This is a genomic window from Halococcus agarilyticus (assembly GCF_000334895.1).
Lineage (GTDB): Archaea > Halobacteriota > Halobacteria > Halobacteriales > Halococcaceae > Halococcus > Halococcus agarilyticus.
Map to the genome: position 1 here is coordinate 39,454 of NZ_BAFM01000014.1, position 19,789 is coordinate 59,242.

Annotated in this window: 21 protein-coding genes; 10 read left to right on the forward strand and 11 right to left on the reverse strand. The window is 67.4% G+C overall.

The window, feature by feature from the left end; all coding sequences use genetic code 11:
• The 4 genes from TX76_RS12010 to TX76_RS12020 are packed head-to-tail and all read left to right on the forward strand — an operon-like array spanning position 1 to position 1,947.
• Positions 1 to 207 (forward strand): 30S ribosomal protein S27e, encoded by a 207-nt coding sequence (locus tag TX76_RS12010; RefSeq protein WP_049902739.1) that lies wholly within the window; start codon positions 1 to 3, stop codon positions 205 to 207.
• Positions 204 to 1,001 carry a translation initiation factor IF-2 subunit alpha gene (locus TX76_RS12015; RefSeq protein WP_049902740.1) on the forward strand — a complete coding sequence of 266 codons (798 nt, stop codon included), beginning with the start codon at positions 204 to 206 and terminating at the stop codon, positions 999 to 1,001. Before TX76_RS12010 ends, TX76_RS12015 begins: the two co-directional genes overlap by 4 nt.
• A 10-nt stretch (positions 1,002 to 1,011) precedes the next feature.
• A complete protein-coding gene (locus TX76_RS17130) occupies positions 1,012 to 1,194 on the forward strand; it encodes an RNA-protein complex protein Nop10 (protein ID WP_079890820.1) in 183 nt (60 codons plus the stop codon).
• Positions 1,195 to 1,197: 3 nt separating this feature from the next.
• Positions 1,198 to 1,947, forward strand: coding sequence for a proteasome assembly chaperone family protein (locus TX76_RS12020; RefSeq protein WP_049902741.1), 750 nt, complete (start codon positions 1,198 to 1,200; stop codon positions 1,945 to 1,947).
• Between the two features lie 314 nt (positions 1,948 to 2,261).
• Here TX76_RS12020 and TX76_RS12025 read toward each other — a convergent pair whose 3' ends face one another.
• Together TX76_RS12025 and TX76_RS12030 are read right to left on the reverse strand one after the other, a co-directional pair.
• Positions 2,262 to 2,996, reverse strand: a complete 735-nt coding sequence (locus tag TX76_RS12025) for an RNA methyltransferase (RefSeq protein ID WP_049902742.1) — start codon at positions 2,994 to 2,996, stop codon at positions 2,262 to 2,264.
• On the reverse strand, positions 2,996 to 3,493 hold the full coding sequence (locus tag TX76_RS12030) for a hypothetical protein (RefSeq protein ID WP_049902743.1): 498 nt from the start codon (positions 3,491 to 3,493) through the stop codon (positions 2,996 to 2,998). The genes TX76_RS12025 and TX76_RS12030 overlap by 1 nt, the downstream gene beginning before the upstream one ends.
• A gap of 81 nt (positions 3,494 to 3,574) precedes the next feature.
• On the opposite strand from TX76_RS12030, the gene folP reads away from it, so the two are divergent.
• Both folP and TX76_RS12040 read left to right on the forward strand, forming a co-directional pair.
• Positions 3,575 to 4,405, forward strand: a complete 831-nt coding sequence (gene folP / locus TX76_RS12035; protein WP_049902744.1) for a dihydropteroate synthase — start codon at positions 3,575 to 3,577, stop codon at positions 4,403 to 4,405.
• A gap of 1 nt (position 4,406) precedes the next feature.
• Positions 4,407 to 5,108 (forward strand): 6-hydroxymethylpterin diphosphokinase MptE-like protein, encoded by a 702-nt coding sequence (locus tag TX76_RS12040; RefSeq protein ID WP_049902745.1) that lies wholly within the window; start codon positions 4,407 to 4,409, stop codon positions 5,106 to 5,108.
• Between the two features lie 14 nt (positions 5,109 to 5,122).
• On the opposite strand, the gene TX76_RS12045 is transcribed toward TX76_RS12040, so the two are convergent.
• The 4 genes from TX76_RS12045 to TX76_RS12060 form a co-directional block, all read right to left on the reverse strand.
• A complete protein-coding gene (locus TX76_RS12045) occupies positions 5,123 to 6,091 on the reverse strand; it encodes a quinone oxidoreductase family protein (protein WP_049902746.1) in 969 nt (322 codons plus the stop codon).
• A gap of 117 nt (positions 6,092 to 6,208) precedes the next feature.
• A complete protein-coding gene (locus tag TX76_RS12050) occupies positions 6,209 to 6,454 on the reverse strand; it encodes a hypothetical protein (RefSeq protein WP_049902747.1) in 246 nt (81 codons plus the stop codon).
• 173 nt (positions 6,455 to 6,627) lie between these two features.
• Entirely contained in the window at positions 6,628 to 7,947 is a 1,320-nt protein-coding gene (locus TX76_RS12055) for an AI-2E family transporter (protein ID WP_079890821.1), read from the reverse strand.
• 57 nt (positions 7,948 to 8,004) lie between these two features.
• Entirely contained in the window at positions 8,005 to 9,423 is a 1,419-nt protein-coding gene (locus TX76_RS12060; protein ID WP_079890822.1) for a mechanosensitive ion channel family protein, read from the reverse strand.
• 205 nt (positions 9,424 to 9,628) lie between these two features.
• On the opposite strand from TX76_RS12060, the gene TX76_RS12065 reads away from it, so the two are divergent.
• The 3 genes from TX76_RS12065 (at position 9,629) to TX76_RS12075 (ending at position 12,401) form a co-directional block, all read left to right on the forward strand.
• Positions 9,629 to 10,297 (forward strand): helix-turn-helix domain-containing protein, encoded by a 669-nt coding sequence (locus tag TX76_RS12065; protein ID WP_049902748.1) that lies wholly within the window; start codon positions 9,629 to 9,631, stop codon positions 10,295 to 10,297.
• Positions 10,298 to 10,390: 93 nt separating this feature from the next.
• Entirely contained in the window at positions 10,391 to 10,906 is a 516-nt protein-coding gene (locus TX76_RS12070; protein ID WP_049902749.1) for an amphi-Trp domain-containing protein, read from the forward strand.
• Positions 10,907 to 10,979: 73 nt separating this feature from the next.
• Positions 10,980 to 12,401 (forward strand): FAD-binding oxidoreductase, encoded by a 1,422-nt coding sequence (locus TX76_RS12075; protein ID WP_049902750.1) that lies wholly within the window; start codon positions 10,980 to 10,982, stop codon positions 12,399 to 12,401.
• Here TX76_RS12075 and TX76_RS12080 read toward each other — a convergent pair.
• Positions 12,390 to 13,397 carry a DUF7537 family lipoprotein gene (locus TX76_RS12080; protein WP_049902751.1) on the reverse strand — a complete coding sequence of 336 codons (1,008 nt, stop codon included), beginning with the start codon at positions 13,395 to 13,397 and terminating at the stop codon, positions 12,390 to 12,392. The genes TX76_RS12075 and TX76_RS12080 overlap by 12 nt on opposite strands.
• A 45-nt stretch (positions 13,398 to 13,442) precedes the next feature.
• Entirely contained in the window at positions 13,443 to 15,137 is a 1,695-nt protein-coding gene (locus tag TX76_RS12085; RefSeq protein ID WP_049902752.1) for a thiamine pyrophosphate-binding protein, read from the reverse strand.
• Positions 15,138 to 15,256: 119 nt separating this feature from the next.
• Here TX76_RS12085 and msrA point away from each other — a divergent pair, with 119 nt between their 5' ends.
• Complete coding sequence (gene msrA, locus TX76_RS12090; protein WP_049902753.1) at positions 15,257 to 15,793, forward strand: peptide-methionine (S)-S-oxide reductase MsrA; 537 nt, start codon at positions 15,257 to 15,259, stop codon at positions 15,791 to 15,793.
• A 35-nt stretch (positions 15,794 to 15,828) separates the two neighbouring features.
• Here msrA and TX76_RS12095 read toward each other — a convergent pair whose 3' ends face one another.
• The 3 genes from TX76_RS12095 to TX76_RS12105 form a co-directional block, all read right to left on the reverse strand.
• The gene (locus TX76_RS12095) at positions 15,829 to 17,475 is read right to left on the reverse strand and encodes a BCCT family transporter (protein WP_049902754.1); all 1,647 of its coding nucleotides are present in this window, start codon (positions 17,473 to 17,475) and stop codon (positions 15,829 to 15,831) included.
• A gap of 377 nt (positions 17,476 to 17,852) precedes the next feature.
• Complete coding sequence (locus tag TX76_RS12100) at positions 17,853 to 18,881, reverse strand: TIGR04024 family LLM class F420-dependent oxidoreductase (protein WP_049902755.1); 1,029 nt, start codon at positions 18,879 to 18,881, stop codon at positions 17,853 to 17,855.
• Positions 18,878 to 19,657 carry an SDR family NAD(P)-dependent oxidoreductase gene (locus TX76_RS12105; RefSeq protein WP_049902756.1) on the reverse strand — a complete coding sequence of 260 codons (780 nt, stop codon included), beginning with the start codon at positions 19,655 to 19,657 and terminating at the stop codon, positions 18,878 to 18,880. Before TX76_RS12105 ends, TX76_RS12100 begins: the two co-directional genes overlap by 4 nt.
• Positions 19,658 to 19,789 lie beyond the last annotated feature (132 nt).

The following is a 19,789-nucleotide window of genomic DNA, read 5'->3' on the forward strand; positions in this document are numbered from 1 at the left end:
ATGGCGGGGAACTTCTACTCCGTGCGCTGTCCGGACTGTGAGAACGAGCAGATCGTCTTCGGCAAGGCCGCGAGCACGGTGGCGTGTGCGGTCTGTGGCACGACGCTCGCCCACTCGACCGGCGGCGACGCGACCTTCGAGGGCGAGGTGATCGAGACCGTCGAGCGCCGCGACGCCGGCGGCGAGCTCGCGGACACTGGGACATGAACTACAGCGGGTGGCCCGACCCCGGCGAGCTCGTGGTCGGGAAGATCGACGAGATCGCCGATTTCGGCGTGTTCGTCACCCTCTCGGAGTACGAGGAGAAACGCGGCCTGGTCCACGTCTCGGAGGTCGCCTCGGGCTGGATCAAGAACGTCCGCGACCACGTGAGCCTCGATCAGACCGTGGTGGCCAAAGTTTTGGACGTCGACGAGTCGTCCCAGCAGATCGATCTCTCGCTCAAGGACGTCAACGACCACCAGCGCTCGGAGACGATTCAGGACTGGAAGGCCGAACGGAAGGCCGACAACTGGATGGCGATCGCGTTCGGCGAGGACATCGCCGACGAGCAGTACGCCACGGTCGCGAACGCCTTCCTCGCGGAGTTCGGCTCGCTGTACGCGGGCTTCGAGGAGGCGGCCATCCACGGCACCGAAGCGCTCGACGGAACAGACCTCGACGACGACGAGATCGACGCCATCGTCGAGACCGCCCGCGAGAACGTCTCGGTCCCGTACGTGACCGTCAGCGGCTACGTCGACCTCACCTGCGCCGAGAGCGCTGGCGTCGACGTCGTTCGGGAGGCGCTCGACGCCGCCGCGGGCAACGGGGAAGTGCCCGACGAGGTCGAACTCGACGTGACCTACGTCGGCGCGCCCGAGTACCGCATCCGGGTCCAGGCACCCGACTACAAGACCGCTGAGAGCCAGCTCGAAGCCAGCGCCGAGCGCGCGTCGAGTGCGATCACCGACCGCGGCACCGCGGAGTTCCACCGCGAACGCCGCAGCGACGACGAGTAGCGTCCGACGAATGAAATCCTCCATTCTGGTGTGCGAGGCGTGGCGATCGACTCACGACCGCCCGGTGTACACGCTTGCCGAAACCTGCCCCGAGTGCGGCGGCCAGGCGGTCAACAGCGCGCCAGCCCCCTACAACCCCGAGGACCCCCACGGCGAGTACCGACGTGCTCTTAAGCGCCGCGAGTCGGAATAGCCCATGGACGAATTCGCCGTCGAAACGCTCGCCGAGCCGTCGCTCTCCGACCCGGTGTTGATCGAGGGACTTCCGGGCGTGGGCCACGTCGGCAAGCTCGCCGCCGAACACCTCCTCGAAGAGTTCGAGAGCGAACCGGTCCGCCGGCTCTACTCCGAGCACTTCCCACCCCAGGTCAACATCGAGGACGGCCGCGCGCAGCTCGCGTGCGCCGAACTCCACGCCGTGACGGCTGACGACCGAGATCTCCTCGTGCTCACGGGCGATCACCAGCCCCAGGACTCGACCGGCCACTACCGCCTGACCGACCGCCTGCTCGATGTCGCGACCGAACTCGGGATCGGTCGGATCTTCGCGCTCGGCGGCGTTCCGACGGGCGAGCTGATCGACGAGTACGACGTCATCGGAGCCGCGACCGACGACGGTGTCATCGACGAGCTCGAAACCGCAGGCGTCGAGTTCCGCGAGGACCAGCCCGCCGGCGGCATCGTCGGCGTCTCCGGCCTGCTTCTCGGTCTCGGTGAGCGCCGCGACCTCGACGCGGCCTGTCTGATGGGCGAGACCAGCGGCTACCTCGTCGATCCCAAGAGCGCGCGCGCCGTGCTCGAAATCCTCGAAGCAGCCATCGGGTTCGAAGTCGGATTCGATTCGCTCGAAGAGCGCGCCGACGAGATGGAGGAGGTCGTCCAGAAGATCCAGCAGATGGAGGGCGGCCAGCAGGCCACCGACGACAACCTTCGGTATATCGGCTGAAGCCCCACTTTTTTACTTCGGGGGTTCGCGCGCTCGCTCCGCTCGCGCGCTCAACCCCTCGCAAAAATGTCGATCAAAAACACCCGCTCGCTCGGCCTCCGGCCTCGCTCACGGTAGAGCTGCTGGCGCTCTCCGCCACCACACAGCACCGCCCGAGCCCTCGCGCTCCCTCCGGTCGCGCTCGCCCTCGACCCGCCGAGGCCCGCACCGCCACCGCACAACAAACGCCGAAGCCCTCCGGCGCTCGCTTCGCTCGCGCCGTCGCCCTTCATCCGCCAGGCTCGCACCGCCACCGCACCGCTGCCGCAACCGCCTCAGTCCTCGTTTCGAGCGCGCTCGATCCGCCCTTCGGCCTGGCGAAACAGTCCCCGAAGCGTCGTGACCTCCCGACCGGTGGGGTGGGCACGCCCGAGCAGCCGCCGGAGGAGGCGACCGGTCTTCGCGTGTTTTTCCTCGGGGTGGTCGATCGCGTCGAGGAACGAGTCGAACTGGCCGTACAGCCCTTCGAGCGCACGCTCGTCGGCCCGCTCGTGACGTTCGTCGGGATGCTGGCTGTCGTCGAGCGTCAGGTCGCGGAGCTCGTAGAGCGCGACCGTCGCGGCCTGGCCGAGGTTGAGGACGGGGTACTCGGGGCTCGCGGGGATCGAACAGACTTCGTCGATCCGCACGATCTCCTCGTTCGATAATCCCGTACTCTCTCGGCCGAACACCAGCGCGACATCGGTCTCGATTCCGGCGAGGTGTTCGCGAAGCTCTGCGGGCGTCTTGAACGGATAGCGGACGTGCTTTCGCCCGTCGCGGTTCGTGGTCGCGGTGAAACCGATCGTATAGAAGTCGGTGACGAGCGACTCGAAGCTCACGACGTCGTGGTTCGGGAGGACGTCCTCGCGGGCGTGGCCGGCGAAGCCGTACGCCTCGCCGTCGGGGTCGAGTTCCGGTGGATCGACCAGTTTCAGATCACTGAACCCGAAGTTCTTCATCGCCCGCGCGATCGTCCCGACGTTGCCCGGCGTCTGGGGATCGACGACGGCGACCACAGGTTGGGCCATCAGTCGATGTCGAGATTGTCGAGGTCGACCGTGTTCGCCTCCCGTTCGGCTTCGGCGGCCGAGGTGGTGCTCGATACCTGGGGCACCGCGGTCGGATCGGTGTCGACGTGTTCGACGCTCTCGTACTCCTCCGGCGCGCGACCGCCATCGAGAAACCACTCGTGGAAGGCGTCCTGGAGTTCGGGCTCGCCGCGGTGCTCACTGCCACCTTCCTCGCGATACCAGTAGAGGAAGTCGGGTTCGTGGACGTCACAGACCACGACCTCGCTCAGGGGCTCGCCGTACACCGCCGCAGCCACGTTGCACGCATCGAGGTTCTCGTCGCCGTGGAGCAGCCAGCAGGCGTGACACGGCGACCCGATCACCTCCCGGAGCCGAGCCACACGCTGGCGGGTCTCGGGGTCCATCGCGTCGATCGCCATGATCTCGCCGTCGTCGGTGAACACCGCCGACTCGTCGAACCGCCAGCCCCGCAGCCCGATGCTTACCTTGCCCATACTCGAACGAGTCGACTCGTGCCTAAAAGTCGCGCGTCTGTGGAACGGGCCGCTTTTGGCTCCGGAACCCCCGTATCCACCATGCAGACCGTCGACGCCGCCGGCCTCCCGATCGGCGACGACCACCCCCCGCGGATCATGGGCGTGCTCAACGTCAGCGACGAGTCACCCTACGATCCGAGCGTGTTCGCCGACCCCGACGAGGCGGCCGCATACGTCGACGACCTCATCGCCGAGGGCGCGGACATCGTCGATGTCGGTCTCGAATCAGCGAACAAGCGCTTCGATGTCCTCCCCCCCGAAGCGGAACGCGACCGACTCGACACCGCGCTCGCAACGATCGAGCGCGCCCGCGACGACGCGGTGTTCTCGATCGAGACTCGGTATCACGAGGTCGCCGCTGCCGCCCTCGACGCGGGCTTCGACATGGTGAACGACGTCTGTGGGTTCGCCGATCCCGAGATGCCACGGGTCTGCGAGGCGCGCGAGGCCGCGGTGGTGAAGATGGCGAGCCCGCCCGATCTCGAACGTCCCGGCGCGCTCACCACCGTCGAGGAGATCCACGCCGCACTCGACCGCGAACTCACCGAAAAGACGATCGTCGATCCCGCCTTCGGCGGCTGGAGCGAGGCGAAAACCCTGGCGGACGACCGCGAGATCTTCCAGCGACTCGGCGAGTTCCGTGACCTCGACCGGCCGATGCTGGTTTCGATCAACCGGAAGAACTTCCTTGGCGAGATCGTCGATCGTGAGACGGAGGGCCGACTCCCGGCCAGCCTCGCCGCGACCGCGCTGGCGGTCGAGCGCGGCGCACACGTCATCCGGACCCACGACGTGGCCGAGACGCGGGACGCGGCGCTGATCGGCGACGCGCTCGGCGATCGACGTGAGCGGGTCGTAGCCGAGGCCTGAGATGCAGTTCGAGGCGTGGGAGCCGGTCTACGAAGCCATCCTCACCGACTTCGGGTTCGACCGCGCGGCCGACGACCGCGTGCGAGACATCCTCGCCGGCTTCGCCGAGCCGTTCGATCTCGCTCGGCTCGACATCTCGGGCGAATCGGTCGTGATCGTCGGCGCTGGCCCCTCGCTCGAAACCGATCTCGACTCGTTGTCGGACGAACTGCTCTCGGATGGGCCCGTGTTCGCCGCCTCGACCGCGGCCGACCGCCTGCGTGAAGCCGGTATCGAGGTCGACTGCATGGTGACGGACCTCGACAAGAATCCCGACACGGTGCGCGATCTCACCGCACGCGGAACGCCAGTCGCGGTCCACGCCCACGGCGACAACGAGCCCCTGGTCCGGGATGTCGTCCCGACCCTCGATGCCGCGAACGTGCTCGCAACGACCCAGGCCGCACCCGTCGGATCGGTCCGAAATTTCGGCGGGTTCACCGACGGCGACCGCACGGCCTTCCTCGCCGATCACTGCGGGGCGCGTCGGTTGCAGTTCGTCGGCTGGGATTTCGACGACGACTCGGTGGGATCGATGAAACGGCAGAAGCTCGCGTGGGCCGAACGACTGTTGTACTGGCTCGAACGCCGCCGTAACGAGCGATTTTCGGTACTCGACGGACGACGCGATGCGATCGATACGGCTCCGTTGCCGGTCGAGTAGCGAGGAGTCGACGGTTAGAGTTCGAGCACGACCTTGCCGGTGCTTTCGCGGTTCTCGATGTGCTCGTGTGCTGCGGCGGCGTCTTCGAGCGGGAACGTCTCGCCGACGATCACTTCGAGGCCGCCCTCGGTCAGCAGCTCGGTGAGGTTCGGCACGGCGCTCAGCACGCGCTCGGGGTCGCGCTGCATCGACTGGCCGAGGTGGTAGCCGTAGACAGTGTAGTTGTTGAACAGGAGGGTGCTGGTGTCGGGATAGCCCGGTTCGCCGCTCGCTGCGCCGTAGGAGACCATCCGACCGAAGTGAGTGAGACAGTCGAGGCTCTCCGTGGTGGTATCGCCACCGATCCCGTCGAGCACGAGATCGACACCCTCGCCGTCGGTGGCGTCGTTGATCTCGTCGGCGAAGTCGGTTTCCGTGTAGTTGATCGGATGGTCCACCCCGAGGCGTTCGGCGAGATCGAGCTTCTCCTGGGTGCTCGCGGTCCCGAAGACCTCCGCACCCGCCTCGCTCGCGAGTTGGGTCGCTGCGGTGCCGACACCGCCCGCCGCCGCGTGGATCAGCACCCGCTCGCCCTCCTCCAACCCACCCCACTCGAACAGGGTGTTGTGGGCGGTCAGGAACTGTACCGGAAAGCCCGCGGCTTCGGCGAAGTCCATCGACTCGGGCACGTCGAACAGCCCGGCGGCGTCGGCGGTGACGGACTCGGCGTAGCCCGCGTCGGTCATCGCGACCACGCGCTCACCGACCTCGCGATCGACGCCCTCGCCGACCGCGTCGATCGTGCCGGCGGCCTCCATTCCGGGTACGTAGGGCGGGCTCGGGCCGCCCTGATAGTGACCGCGGCGCTGCATGATGTCCGCGAAGTTGACACCCGCCGCCGAGACGTCGATCCGGACCTCGCCGGGGCCCGGCTCGGGCACGTCGCGCTCGGTCGCCTCGATGACGTCGCTCCCACCGAACTCGGTCACCTCGATTGCCTTCATGCACCTCGATCGACGGTCGCCGGCCGGAAAAGCCTCGCCTTCAGTAGTTCGTCGTCGAATGCGTCTCGCACGCCAGGCCGCCGACACACCCGAGTCGGGAATCGGCGATCGTGTGCGCTACCGGCGGGAGACGAGGAACGCGACCGTCCCGAGAACCAGCACGGCTCCGCCGACGAGTGGCGCGACGACGAACAGGGGATGCCACGGCGTACAGCCGTCACAGTGACGTGCTCCCATCATCGCCGTGACCGAGATGTGTGCGTAAAGACCGTAGCCGATCGACATCGCGCCGACGATGCCGGTCATCCCGACGAGAACCCGTTCGAGAGGTGTACCGAACCGGTTCGTTCCGTCGTTTTCCATCCTGTCTCGTCAACGGATCGGGGACGACGAGGGAAGTGGTTTTCTTGGGCCGTCCGCGCCGTCGTCGGCCGACCGCGCTCGGTGTTCGACTCCCCAGCACGAGACACGTCCTGACTCGATCCGGGTGGATCCGATTCGACCCAGTTAGAACGTGTCGCGAACGGCCGGGTCCGTCACCCGTCGTTCGGGGGTCGCGTGCCGCCGTCGGGTGAGGACTGGGGGTCCTGGTCGCTGCTCTGCGTCGTTCCCGAACCGGTCGGTGTGTCGTCCGTGCGGTCGGCATCGCCAGCGGTCTCGTCGGTGCGCTCCGCATCGGCGTCGGGATCGACGGGTTCGGGCTCGGGGGCGGCGATGCCGTCGTCGGGATCGAGCGGGTTGCCCGCGGTCGCTCGGGTCGTCACCGCCTCGCCACGGACGAGTTCGGGCAGGATGATCCGCGCGAAGTGGACGATCAGCACCAACAGGAGAGGGCCGAGGAACAGGCCGTACCAGCCGAAGAGAAGCGGGCCGACGATGTACGCGATCATCACCGAGCCGGTGTGGAGCGACCGGCCCGAAACGTACGGCCGGAGCACGAGGTCCGGGATGGTGTCGACGATCACGAGCGAGACCGCCGCGAACACCAGCGGGAACCAGAGCAGCGTCGGATCGATGAGCGCTGCCTGGCCGGCGAGTGCGAGCGCCACCGGGATGTAGACGATCTTCATCCCCACCACGGGCACGAGGCTGCCGACGCCGGTGAGCAGCCCCAGCAGGGTGGCCGACGGCACGCCGATCTCGGGCGGGCTGAGGAGGTCGAGGACGTTGTACGAGACCGCCGCGAGGATCGCCGTCGCGAAGGCGTTCAGGATGTTCCCGAAGTAGATCGTCTTGAGGTTGCGATCGACCGCATCGAGGTAGGCGTACGCCGGCGTCCGCTCGCCAGCGAGTTCGGTCCGGAACCACGCGGCGAGTCGGTGATCGTCGCGGAGGAGGTAGAACGCGAGCGCGAGCACGATGAACAGGTGGAGCAGTGCGTTGCCGGCCGCACCCAGATACCCCGTCGTCGTGCCGAGCGCCCCGCCGAGCGATTCGAGCCCGCCTGGTCCGAGATACTGTCCGGGGTCCTGGATCGCCGAGGTCGCCAGCTCGCGCAGGCTGTCGATCGACAGGCCGCCGTCCGCGAGGATCGGCTGGACGAGGGCGTCAAGCTGTTCCGCGTTGGTGCCGGCGAGGCCCTGGAGTTCGGTGACGGCCACCGAGACCGTGTACGCGACGAGCAGGATGATCGGGAGCGTGATCGACAGCAGCGAGACCGCCGCGGCGAGGCTCGACGTCGGGATCCAGTCGGCGATCCGGCGGTGGATCGGGCGCGTGATATAATAAACGAACAGCCCGAGGACGAACGTGCCGATGTAGCGGTAGACGACGAACGCGAGCGCGATCCCGAGGGCGATCGCCGCCAGCCACAGCGGGATCCGCGATCGGTCGTAGCCGTCCAGCAGGCTGGCCATGACTCGGGGAGGGCTGGTGTGCGTAAAAAGTCGTTGTGCGTGGATGCAGGGCGACGATCAGTCGTCGCTCGGTCCGGAGCCTCCCGTCCCGCTCGGGCCACCCGGACCGCTGTCGTCGTCGAAGGAATCGCTGTCGTCGAACGTATCGCCGTCGCCGAGCGTGTCGTCGCTTCCACGACCCCGGCGGCCGCTTCCGTCCTCCTCTGCCATGTCGGACGCACCGCGTCTCGCCCGGCGCATCCAGCCGTCGATATTGTCGGCGACGTAGTCCTTGCTGCCCCAGCCGAGACCGATGCCGATGGCGATGGCGAGCGCGAGCCCGAGTGCGCCGAAGAACGCCACGATGACCGTGTTGAACAGGCTCGTGAGCACGGACGTGTCGAACCCGGCCGTGTCGAGCGCGAAGACGATGACGATGTAGTAGACGAACAGCTGGACCGCGAGACCGGCGATGTCGGCCGCCCGACTCGCGTCGGCGCTCGCCACGAGGTCGCCGAGGAGGTCGGCGACGTAGATGCCGACGACGAGGACGGCGAGTCCGCCGAGAAGCAGCGGGATCTGGCCGATGAAGGCGGTCAGCGGCTCCGAGAGCGCCGGGAAGTCGAGTGCGTCGATCGCCGCGACCAGCGCGAAGTAGTAGATCAGGAACTCGACGAGCCGTCCGACCGCGTTGCCGATCCCACCCACGGCGTCCGTGGCGTCGGCGAGCGGCGTGTCACGGACGAAGCTGTCGAGGCCGAACCCGGCGACGATGCCCGCGACGAGGTTGCCGACAAACCGGCCGATGGCGAACCCGGCCACGAGGATGACGCCGGCGACGATGACCTGCACAGCCCCGTTCGCGATGTTCGTCAGGAACTCGCCGGGGATCGCGATGCCGGCGTAATCGAGCGCGATGAGCAGCGCGATGAAGTAGATCGCGAACTCGACGAGTGTGCCGACGGCGGTGGCGATGTTCCTCACCGAATCGGTGGCATCGTCGAGCGGCGTGTCGCGGGCGTAGCTTTCGAGGCCGAACCCGGCGATGAGGTCTTCGACGAGGCCGCCGACGAACCGCCCGATGGCGATCCCGACGACGAGGATGGCGATGGCGACGACGACCTGCACCAGGCCGCCGGCGACGCCGGTCAGGAAGTCGCCGGGAAGCGAAATGCCCACGTAGCTGAGCGCGGCGAGCACCGCGAGGAAGTAGACGACGTACTTCGTGAGATCGCCGAGCGCCTGTGCGAGGTTCCTGTCGGTGTCGCCCTCGCGGTCGATAGGTGTGTCCTCGGCGTACTGGGCGGGACCGACGCGCCGCACGATGCGCTTGACGACGCCGCCGAGAACCCGGCCGACGATCCACCCGAGCAGCAGGATGACGAGCGCGCCGACGATCAGCGGGATGGCTTCGAGGAACCCATCGACTAACGGCTGAAGCGAGTCCGGAACTGTTTGTAAAACGATACTGTCGCCGACGGTGTGTGAGAGTGTCATTGGTTGCTCCCGACGCCGCGTGAGCGACTTGCGATGCCGTTCACGCGAACGCCAGTGAGTAACACTCATACCGGTACGAATATAAAATCATTCGCTGAATACACAGGGAACGTGTTCGCCACGACCGACGAACGAGTTATCGTGCTTGAAAGTACAAGGTCGGGTGGACCCAGTAACTATACGCGCCGGACGAATCGTCCCGAGCATGACGACCATCGCCGAACTCGAACTCCCCGCCGAGGAGTTCGCGCTGTGGGAGACGCTCGATGCGATGCCGACCGCCAGGTTCGAGATCGTGAAGGTGGTCGCCCGCGACCGGGACTGCGCGATCCCCTACCTCTGGGCGAAGTGTGACGACCTGCCCGCCCTCGAAGACGCGCTGGCGAACGACCCGAGCGTCGAGGAGGCGACCCGCCTGGAGGAGTTGGAGGGCGAGGCGCTCTACCGGATGGAGTGGACCTACCAGATCCGGGTCTTGGTCCACATCCTCGTCGAGGAGGAGGGGACGGTGCTCAACGCGCGCGGCGGGGAGGGACGGTGGCGCTTCCGGGTCCTGTTCCCGACCCGCGACTCGCTCTCGACCACCCACGAGTTCTGCGAGAACGCCGACTACTCGATCACGGTCGAGCAGGTGTACGAGCTCGACAGCGCGCGCCAGGGCCGGTTCGGCCTCACCGAGGAGCAGTACGAGACGTTGACCACCGCGCTCGATCTCGGCTTTTACGAGATACCCCGGGAGATCGACATGGAGAGCCTCGCCGCCGAGTTCGACATCTCCTATCAGTCGGTGTCGGAGCGACTCCGACGCGGCCACCGGAACTTCATCCGCAACGGGCTCGGCTGGGGATCGCTCGACGAGGACACGTCCGAGTAACGGTTCACGCGGGCGATCGACCACGGATCGTCGACGATCTGCTGGCAGATGCCTGCTGAACGGTTATATGGAAGCGGGGTGTGATCGCATCACATGGCAGAACTCGAAACCGAACAGGAGATGAGTCGTTCCGACGTCGCCACCTACCTCCGGGAGTTCGCCGACAAACTCGACGCGAACGAGGGTCACGCCGGAACCGAGAGCACGGATCGCTCCGAAACGAGTTCGGCCGACGCGACACGGGATAGTGACGAGACGGACGCGGAGTCCCGAGAGACCGACGATGCCACCCGCGAGATACGCGAGGACGAAACGGGGAGTGGTGAACGGACCGATGGAGAGCGAACGAACGAAGACCGAACCAGCGAAGGCTCGCACGAGATCGATCGACACGAGATGGATGGGCAGACATCGGGACACGGCGAACGAGTAACGTTCATGGTCGGCAACGAGAGCGCGACCATCAACCCGCCTCGCACCGTGGAGTTCCGGATGGCAGTCGACTCCGACTCGGCAATGCTCGACTCCGGTGCGCGCGAGACCGTCGAGTTCGCGCTGCACTGGGACACCGACAACGTGACCGACGACGACACGCTCGACATCCAGTAACCGACACCCCGCACTCGGAGAGGAGCGCCCGGCTGAGCCGGAGCTTTATGCGCCACACGGTCCACGATCTCGTATGCCACACGACTGCTCGTTCCTCGCCGACGTTCTCGCCGAGAGCCAGGTCTCGCTCGGCGACGACGATCGTGACTCCCACGCCGGCGACTGGGGCACGCCAGAAGAAGATCGCGTCAGGCCGGACGCGGTCTGCTGGCCCGAGTCCACCGCCGACGCTTCGGGGGTTCTCGCGGCTGCAAACGACCGTGACGTGCCGGTCACGCCCTACGCGGCGGGCACGGGGATCGAGGGCAACGCACTCCCCGCTCGCGGCGGCATCAGCATGGATCTCACGCGGATGGACAGCGTGCTCGACGTGCGCCCCGACGATTTCCAGGTCGACGTCGAACCGGGCGTGCTCGGCGGGACCCTGAACGACGCGATCGCCGAGCACGATCTCTTTTTGCCGCCGCTGCCACAGTCGGCCGACATCTCGACCGTCGGCGGGATGATCGCGACCGACGCGAGCGGCGCGAAGACGGTGAAGTACGGCGAAGTCCACGACTGGGTGCTCGCCCTCGAAGCCGTGCTCGCCGACGGCACCGTGATCGAGACCGGCAGCCGGGCGAAGAAGACGTCGAGCGGCTACAACCTCGACGACCTTCTCGTGGGGAGCGAGGGGACGCTCGCGGTCGTCACGCGCGCGACGTTCGAGCTCGAACGCCAGCCCGCCCAGGTCAGCGGCGGGCGTGCGGTGTTCGCGACGCTCGACGACGCCGCGACCGCGATCGCGGCGACGATGCAGGCAGGCGTCGACGTCGCCACGATCGAACTCCTCGACCCGGTGAGCACGAAGATCGCGAACGCCTACTCCGGCACCGACCTCCCCGACGCGCCGACCGTCTTCGTCGAGTTCCACGCCAATCACGGGGTCGACGCCGAGATCGACGCCTGTCGCGAGATCTTCGACGAGCACGGCGTGGAGCAGTTCGCAATGGCGGCCGGTGCGGAGATGGACGAGCTGTGGGCCGCGCGCCGCGAGCTCGCCAATGCCCTCCTGGCCTACGACCCGCCGCGCCGGCCCGCGAAGCCGGGCGACGTCACCGTCCCGATCAGCCAGTACCCCGACCTCGTTCGCTATGCCAAGGAACTCGGCGCGGAGCACGACCTCGACGTGCCGTGTTTCGGCCACGCCGGCGACGGCAACGTCCACTACAACGTGCTCGTGGACCCGGACGACCCCGAAGAACTCGAAGCCGGCCAGGCCATCTCGGACGCCGTGGTCGAGCGCGCGATCGCGATGGGCGGGACGTCGACGGGCGAACACGGCGTCGGCCGGGGCAAGCGCGAGTACATGATCGCCGAGCACGGCGAGGGAGCGGTCGCAGCGATGGAGGCGATCAAGCGGGCGCTCGATCCGAACGGCACGCTGAACCCGGGGAAGATATTCCCCGAAACCGACGACGACGACGACCGGCTCCGGACCGATTCACCCGACTGACGCGTTCGCGGAAGAGGGAGAGGGGGCGGTGGCGGCCGTAGTCGTGGACGCAGCGGTAACCAGGGACACACCGGCGGCCGTGGCTGTCGTAGCGGTCGACGCGTCCGTCCTGTTCGGGAGTGTCGTGGTGACGTTCGAGGATGTCGTGGTGGCGTTTCGGACGGCGGCCTCGTACCACGGCGGCCGCTCGATGGTCGTCGAGCCCACGTCGGTGTAGCGCACCCGCCGACTGACGCGAACCGGATCGCCGTCGAGCGACGCCACGTAGCGCAGGCGGTACTCGTGGACGAACCCCCGTGGATCGACGAACGCGACCAGCACGGCGTTGTGTGGGTTCTCCCACTCGTCGTCGAGGGCGAACGTGCTCGTCAGGTCCGATCCCCGGACGCGGTAGAGCCGCGTGCCGTTCCTGACCGTCCGATCGACGACGCGGGTCTCCATCGCGCCGAACAGCGTCGCGATCCGTTCGCTGTTGGTCGGGTCGTCGGCCATCACCTGGCGAAGCGGGAGCGGCCCGTCGTCGCCGCCCCGAGCGATCTCGTACGCCGTCCCGTCGGTGCTCGTCCGGACCGAAAGCGTCCGATCGCCGTTCGACCAGAAGCGCTCCTCGATCACCGGAAACGAGGCACTCGTCAGCGAACCGGTCTGGATCACGGAGTATCGCCCCTCGTCCGCCGTGATCCGGGCCTCGACCGCTCCACTGCTGTAGATCATCCCGCTTCGATACACCGTGCTGACGTTCTCGTGGAGGGTGTAGGACGTCCCGGCGAGGACCGAGGCGTGGGCGTTCCCGAGGGTGAACGGGTCGGCGACGCCGTCACCGGTGAGGCCTGGCGCGAGATCGGGACGGGGCGTCGGGGTCGGCTCGTCCGTCGGAACGGCCGCCGGCGTGAGCGTTCGCTCGGGGGTCCCCTCGCCCCCGATCACGAGGCCGTTGCAGCCGGCGAGAACGACTGCCAGCACGAGCACCGCCTCGACACGACCCGAACGATCCATCCGTCTATCGTTAGCACATCGCGTGTATAAATCGTCCGCCGCGGATCAGTCGTGGACCAGGACGTCGAGCACGTCCGGGCCGTCGCGTTCGAGTGCGGCTTCGACTGCGGGCGCGATCTCGTCGGGCGACTCGACGAGTTCGCCGCGCGCGCCGTGGCTCTCGGCGTTCGTCGGGATGTCGACGGGGGGTTCGAACTCCATTCCCGGCCAGTCGTAGTCGTCCTCGTTCCCTCCAAAGAGGTCGAGCGTGTTGTCCTTCAGGATGCGGTAGTTGCGGTTGTCGGGGATCACGACCGTGCAATCGAGATCGTGGCGCGCGGCGGTGTAGAGGCTGTGTGGGTAGTAGAGATACGACCCGTCGCCGACGAACCCGAGGACGTCGCGCGGCTCGTCGCGCTGGCTCTCGGCGAACGCCGCGCCGACCGACGCCGGGAGGCCGTAGCCGAGGCCGCCACCCTTGTTCGAGATGTACTGCTCGGGCTGGAGCGGCCACCGCGTGAGCATCGCGTACTTCGCGGTCACGCCCTCGTCGACGACGAACGCCTCCGGTGCGGCCTTCTGGAGCGCGTCGACGAGTTCGGCCTTCGAGGCGCGGGGATCGTCGCCGTCGTCCTCCTCACCCTGGTCCATCGCCGCCATCTGCGCGCCGACCATCTCCTTCACCGACGCGACCGCTTCGAGTCGCTCCTCGCGCACCGATTCGTCGAGCCGGTCGCGCACCCTCGCAGCGATCTCGCCCAACACGACACCTGGATCGCCGATCACCGCCGCGTCGGCGGGTTGGTTCTTGCCGATCTCACGGACGGCGTCGCTGAGGTGGATGCAGGTCGTGTCGTCGCTCACCAGCGCGCGCTCGTGGCGCGTCAGCGTGGTGTTGGTCGAACAGCCCGCGAACACCACGGTGTCGGCGTCGAGCAGCGTCCGCGCGAGGTCCTCATCCGGCGGGATCGGCGAGACCCACTGGTCGTGATCCATCGGGAAGTCGACCTCACACGAGAGAATCTCGCCGTGGACCCGCGTGCCGGCGGCCTCCGCGAGATCGACCGCGGCCGCGACCGCGTCCGCCCCGGCACGGGCGACGTGATCGCCGACCACCAGCACCGGCGCGTCGCTCTCGACGAGCAGATCGGCTGCGCGCTCGATCGCCGCGGCGTCGCCGCCGCCAGCCGTGGGGATCGGGCCGAGGCGTTCGGGAGCGGCGTCGGTCTCGGCGAGCATCGTATCGAGCGGGAGTCCCAGAAAGACGGGGCCCGTCGGTGGCGTCAGTGCAGTTCGGACCGCTCTGCGGACCATCGTCGGAACGGCGCTCACGTCCAGCACCTCCTGACTGTCCTTACAGAACTGGCGAGTCAGTCGGAGGAGATCGCCGGAGAGGATCGGCTCCTCGTGGCGGAAATCCGTACTGTGGTTGCCGGCGGTCACGAGCAGCGGCGCGCCGGCGACCTTCGCTGCGTAGAGGTTCCCGAGACCGTGGGCGAGGCCTGGCGTGGCGTGGAGGTTCGCCACGCCCAGCGGGAGAACCTCATCGTCGTGGTGGGCGTGATACCGGCGGGTCTGGGCGTAGCCGCCCGCCATTCCCACCGCGATGTCCTCGTGGAGCCCGAGGACGTACTCGATCTCGCTGTCGGCGATCGCGTGGACCACCGGGAGTTCGGTCGTCCCGGGATTGCCGAACACGTGGGTCACGCCGTACTCGGCGAGTGCATCCACGAACAGGTCCGCGCCGGTACAATCAGTCATGATCGTTCGATCGTGCGCCCCGGTGAAATAGTTCACTCCGCTGCTGATGTCTCGGACGCTGTGGTGGCGAACTCCCGTGGAGCGATGGGTTTTCCCCCGGCGCGCACCAACGGGTACTGATGACGAACACGAAACGAGCCACGCTCGCTGGCGGCTGTTTCTGGTGTATCGAGGCTCCGATGGAGGAGCTCGACGGCGTGCTCGACGTGACCTCGGGCTACGCCGGCGGCCACACCGAGAATCCGACGTATCGGGAGGTCTGTTCGGGTGACACCGGCCACGCGGAGGTCGTCCAAGTGGAGTACGATCCCGACCGCATCGCGTACGAGGACCTGCTCGACGTGTTCTTCACCGTCCACGACCCGACACAGCTGAATCGGCAGGGCCCGGACGTCGGCACGCAGTACCGCTCGGCGATCTTCACCCACGACGAGGCCCAGCACGAAACGGCCGCAGCGTACATCGACGCGCTCGACGCCGAGGGCGGGTACGACGATTCGGTTGTGACCGAAATCGAACCCCTGGAGACGTTCTACGAGGCGAGCGAGGAACACCAGAACTACTACGAGAAAAATCCCGAGGACGCCTACTGTTCGTTCCACGCCCAGCCGAAAATCGAGAAGGTCCGCGAGAAGTTCGCCGAGAAGACCGCCTGACGGTCGGGACCGTCGGTGCGCCAGTCGTCAGTACATCAGTCGTCGTTTTCGGTTCCCGCGCCGTCGGTGGTGTAGCCATCGCCGCCGCTGGCCGGTTCGCCCCCGGTCGTGGACTCCGTCCGGGTGCTGAAGGTGAAAAACGGCTCTTCGTCGGGCGTGGCGAGTTCTTCTCGGTAGTAGTCCCGCGCGGTGATGTAGCTCCCGTACACCAAGACGAGGAAGTACAGCGTGAACGGCAGCGCCATCACCGGCGAGAACGACTGCATCGCGTCGAACGCCGGGAGTCGGAGCGTCATGACGCCGAGGAAGGCGAGCAACACGCCCCACCACGCCCGGTTGCGCGCGTTCGGGTTCTCGTCGCCGAGCGTGATCGCCGACAGCATGAACACCGCCGAATCGAGCGTCGTGAGGATGTACCCGACCATCACGAGCACGAGCAGAACGCCGAGCACGTTGCCGTACGGCGTGATACTGATGGCTGTGGCGACGGCCGCCGGGATGTCGTTCGCGGCAAGCGCGTCGCTGACGGGGCCGAAGTACTCGGGTGAGAGCACCCAGCCACCGATGATGCCGTGTTGGGCCCAGACCAGCCCCGAGGGGACGACGACCAGCGCGACGAACGTCTCGCGGATGGTGCGACCCTTCGAGACGCGGGCGACGAAACTCCCGACGAACAGGCCCCACGCGACCCACCACGCCCACCAGAAGCTCGTCCACTGCTGTGGCCAGCTTCCGCCGCTGGTCGGTGCGGCGTAGAACATCAGGCGTGGGAGGTTGTTGAGCCAGATCCCCGTCGCGTCGAGCGTGAGATTCAGGGTGAACAGCGTCGGGCCGACGACCAGGAGCATTGCGGCCGCGAGCGCCATGAACACCATCGTCAGCCGGGCCGCGTTCTGGATCCCGCTGCGGAGCCCGAGCCAGACGTCGCCGAGGAAGACCAGCCCGATGAGGGCGAACAGCCCGTAGGTGAGCGCCGTCGCCTGCAATCCGTAGACGGTATCGAGGATCGTGGCGAGCTGTTGGGCGGTGAAACCGAGCGACGTCGCGATGCCGCCGACCATCGCCACGAGCGCCGAGAGATCGACCAACCAGTAGAGCCAGCCGTGCTCCTCTCGATCGAACACCACGTCGAGCATCGAGCTGAGCTTGTACTCCGAGACCGACTGGGTGTAGATCATCAGGGCGAAGGAGAGCGTCACGGGGATGTACCACATCGCCATCCCCGGGAACGACTCGTGAAGGAACATGAACGCGAGCGCGAGCGGTTTGAGTGCGGCTCCACCCACCGGGAACGGCTGCGGCGGCGGGTTGTTCACGATCTGGACCGGCTCGCCGACACCCCAGACGACGATGGAGCTCCCGAAGCCCACGGTAAAGACCATCGCGATCCACGAGTAGAGGCCGAACTCGGGCTCGGCGTCCTCGCCGCCGATCCGGATCTTTCCGTACCGCGAGAACGTCATGAACAGTCCGAACACGATCATGACGCCGCCGAGCAGCATGAACCACCACCCGAAGTTGTGCAACACCCAGTCGTACGCGCCGTTCAGCGTGCTGGTCAACAGCGTTGGGTTCACGAGGCCAACCGTCACGAGCGCCACCAACACCCCGATCGTCACGAAGAACAGCCCGGTTTCGCCCCAGTCGGCCTCGTCGAGGCCGAGCACGTGCCACGGATCCATCGTTAGGGATGGAACTGTGTCGTCGGGGGTGTAGCGACGAACGGTCGGTCACGCTGGCCGGGATCGTCCCGCCTCCGAGGTAGTAAATCATTCCGACAGTTCCGATGCCACAACCGGTTCCGTTCGGTCGACGACGTCAGTCGATGATCGCTCACGAACAGTGCTCGGCACGAACGCGTTTGCACGGGTAAACCCCACGATCTCGGGGAGGTGAATCGGGCCGTAGCCGACCCGATCACGGCGTTTGTGGCCGATTCACATCGAGAGCCATGCGCAGAGACAGCCCGTTCCAGCAGTCCTGATCGGTGCGGAACACGCGTTCGTTCCGGCGTGAAAACACGTCGTCGGCTCGAATCGATGCGGCCGTGCGAAACGTATCAAGGAGCGAGTGCTTCGATGGTCGCGTCGATCTCGTCCGTCGTCGCGTCCCGCGGGAACGACACCGACACTGCGTCGACGCCCTCGATCGCGGCGAACTTCTCGAACCGCTCGCGGGCTTCGTCGGGTGTCCCGGCGACCGCGAGGGCGTCGAGCAGATCGTCGTCGATCGCCGCGACCGCCGCCGCGCGGTCGCCGTCCTGCCAGTTGTCGTGGATCGCGTTGGCGGCCTCCTCGTGACCGACGCGAGCGAGGCTGTCGCGGTAGAACGTCCCCATGCCGCCGACGTAGAACGCGACGTGCTGACGGACGGACTCGCGGGCGCGCTCGCGGTCGTCGAGCGCCGCGCAGGTCAGCGAGAGCGTCACCCGCACGTCCTCGGCGTCCCGGTCGGCGAGGTCGGCCCCGTGTTCGAGATCCGCCAGGCGATCGCGGACGCCCTCTCTGGTGACCATCAGCGCGTGCCAGCCGTCGGCGAACCGCCCGGCGAGTTCCACGGCCTTGGGCCCCATCCCGGCCGCGTCGACCGCGGGCGGCGGGGAGGGTGGCTCACACCGCAGGCGAAAGCCCGAGAGATCGAAGTACTCGCCATCGTACTCGACCGGTTCGCCGGCGAGTACCCCCTTCACGATCTCGACGGTCTCGCGCGTGCGCCGGAGTGGATTCCCATAATCGACGCCGTGCCAGTTCTCGATCACCGCGGGGCCCGACGGGCCGAGGCCGAGCCGGAATCGACCCTCCGAAACCTCCTGGAGCGTGGCGGCGGTCTGGCCGAGCAGCGCGGGCGAGCGCGAGTAGATCGGCGCGATCGAGGTCCCGATCCCGATCTCGTCGGTCCGATGGGCGATGCTCGTTAGCACTGTCACGGCGTCGCGACCCCACGTCTCGGGGAGCCACGCCCGGTCGTACCCCCGCTGTTCGGCACGTACGGCTTGCTCACAGAGCGCGTCGACGCTCGGCTGGGCCGCCACCGGCAGGAACACCTCGCGGTCCGCGGCGGTGTCGGCGGAGTCGGCGGAATCGGTCATGCCTCGGGCGTGGACTCCATGATGTCCGGCACGCCGCGTGCGGTCAGCGTCTCGCCGACGATGTACGAGGAGGCGGGGCTGGCGAGGAACTGCGCGACGTCGGCGATCTCCTCGCTCGTGCCGATCCGACGATCGACGTCGTTTCTGTCGATTTCGTCCGCGGTGACACCCATCTGGCTCGCCACTCCGGGGGTGGCGACGAACCCCGGCGCGATGCAGTTGACCCGCACTCCCTCCTCGGCCCACTCGAACCCGAGCGTCGACGTGAGGTTGACGATCCCCGCCTTCGCGGCGGCGTAGTGGCTCATGTAGGGTGCGCCGAGCTGGCCCGCGACGCTCGCGAAGTTGACGATCGTGCCGCCGCCCGCCTCGCGCATCACTTCGCCCGCGGCCTGTGCGCAGTGGTACGTGCCGTGGAGGTTGATATCGACGATGGTCTTCCAGCCGTTCTCCGAGATCTCCTCGAAGTTCGCCATGAAGCTCGCGCCCGCGTTGCTCACCAGCGTGTCGAGCCCGCCGAACTCATCTACTGTGGCGTCGACCAGCGCCTCGACCGACTCGCGGTCGCGCACGTCGCACTCGACCGCGACCGCGCGGCCGCCATCAGCGTCGTTGATTCCTTCGGCGACCGGATCGACGTTGTCCTGCTCGCGCGAGCAGATCACCACGTCCGCGCCGTCGGCGGCGAACCGCTCGGCGATCGTCCGCCCGATCCCGCTCGACGCGCCCGTGACGATCGCCGTGTCGCCGGCGACGCTGAACTGGTCGGTCGTCACCGCATCCACCTCGGCGTGGTTGTTGTCATCGCGTCGAATGGGTCGGGCGGAGCGGTAATAAATCCCGGCGCGAGCAGTCCCGTTGGTGGTTTGGGGGCGGTGGCGCGCGGGAGGGCGTCGAAGACGCCCGAC